We start from the raw sequence: 2,071 nt of genomic DNA on the forward strand, positions 1-2,071 counted from the left end.
AAAACCCATTCTTGTAATAGAAATCCCCTATATGTCCTTTCAGAATTATCCTGTCGAACCCATGGATCACACCATGGATATAGCTACTGTATTTGTTAATAAATTTTTGCATACTCAAATATGCGGAAATTCCTACATTTGTTTGCAGCCACGCTGCGTTAGGAATTCATCTTGTAACGTGCAGCTCAGGAAGTTGGAATGCATTAGGTTGAAAAGAATTTTCCTGCGTATTTTGTTGAACTATTGATTGATTATTCCATTGCAATGGAGAATTTTCTCTCCCGTTGTTTATACGGTCAGTAAATTGGTCCATCCTTTAGCCCTTATGTTTGTAATGACTTAACTGATAAGTTTCTGCCCACTAAATTAAATTCGTAGGGTATTAAATTGTAGTAAAAACGGAAACTTATGCAAAGTCAAAATCACGGATTAAATTTTAAGGGGAAAGACATATATGCTGGCATTGATGCGCATTTAAAGAGTTGGCGTGTATCTATTCTGACTAACGGAATAATTTGCAAGACATTTTCGCAGAATGCGAAAGCAGAGGATCTAAAGAAATATTTGGAAAACAATTATCCAAATGGGACTTATTATTCGGCCTATGAAGCAGGCTTCTGCGGATTCGGACCTCACCGCAAACTTAGAGAAATGGGTATTACCAACATAGTAGTCAACCCTGCGGATATTCCAACAACGGATAAAGAGAAGAAGCAAAAAGAAGATAGCCGAGATAGTAAAAAAATTGTTCGTTCATTATATAACAGGGAATTGGAAGCCATTTATGTTCCAAATATGGAAATAGAAGGACTAAGGTCGCTGGTAAGATATCGCAGAACGCTTGTGAAAGAAATCAGCAGGTATAAAAACAGGACAAAATCATTTTTATATTATCATAATATCGAAATTCCAACTGAACTGGCAACGGGGTCAATCCACTGGTCGAAAAGGTACAGTAACTGGTTGGATAGCCTGGAACTAGGGACAATCCACGGTAGAGAGACATTGACACATATAAAACATACTGTTGAACACCTCAGGGCAAAGCTACTGGAGATAAACCGTAGTCTGAGAGGCTTAGAACAAGACAGCGAATATTCTGCCATGATAGCTTTACTACGCACTGTTCCGGGTATTGGCTTAATTACAGCGATGACCATCTTAACCGAATTGGACAACATTGGTCGCTTTAAAAGTATAGACCGTTTATGTTCTTATGTAGGGCTTGTACCAAGAACCAATTCAAGTGGAGAAAATGAAAAGATTGGCAGGATCACACCACGCAGTAACAGGCAATTAAGGAGCATGTTAATTGAAAGTGCCTGGATAGCAATCAGGCATGATCCTGCGCTGATGATGAAATACGGAGAGCTAGTAAAAAGGATGGATGCCCCCAAAGCAATAGTTAACATTGCAAAAAAATTGCTGAGCCGGATAAAACACGTATTAGTAAACAAAACACCTTATGTTAAAGGAGTTGTTAAATAAAAAAGGTAATCTGAAAAAACAATCAAAAAGTAGTGGGACTGCCTCTTGACCTCTGCAGCGACAATTCGACTGTTTTCTTTAGCCTGTAAGCCCACACTATAATAAAATGAAAAAGGAGATGCAACGAGCTGGGCTCGATTGTTGATAGAAGGTTGTTTTTATAGGATTGCCAATATATAACCAAGAGTGACCGACGGCGATTAGTTATACCGGAGGCAAAATGAAAAAACAGTATGGGCATCGAACCCATACTGTTTTTAACCAAGAGTTTCCCTCTGGCTCATAATTGCCCGGTTACAAAAGAGATTTCATTCTCTAATGTGTTTGCTATGTCTTTTGTGTTTAAAAAGAACAAAAAAGTGTGCAGAAATTTAGGATTACAACATAGAAGAGGTTAAGGTTTTTCAAAAGAAGAAGGGCCTATATAAATATTGCCCCGAAACCTGTGATTGGTTTTTAAAAACATATCCAAATCAGGTTGTTTTGGCCTTTCAATTTTATTAAATTTATAAAGCACCAGCGGCCCTTCTATTAACCAATTTTAGAGTTATAATTTGATTCTTGAATTTCATACAGACAGCTG

1 protein-coding gene is annotated in these 2,071 nt (G+C 37.6%); it reads left to right on the forward strand.

The window, feature by feature from the left end:
- Positions 1-408: 408 nt before the first annotated feature.
- Entirely contained in the window at positions 409-1,488 is a 1,080-nt protein-coding gene (locus tag Q0X89_RS11335) for an IS110 family transposase (protein ID WP_297694207.1), read from the forward strand.
- Positions 1,489-2,071 lie beyond the last annotated feature (583 nt).

It is taken from the genome of uncultured Eudoraea sp., assembly GCF_947258525.1.
Lineage (GTDB): Bacteria > Bacteroidota > Bacteroidia > Flavobacteriales > Flavobacteriaceae > Eudoraea.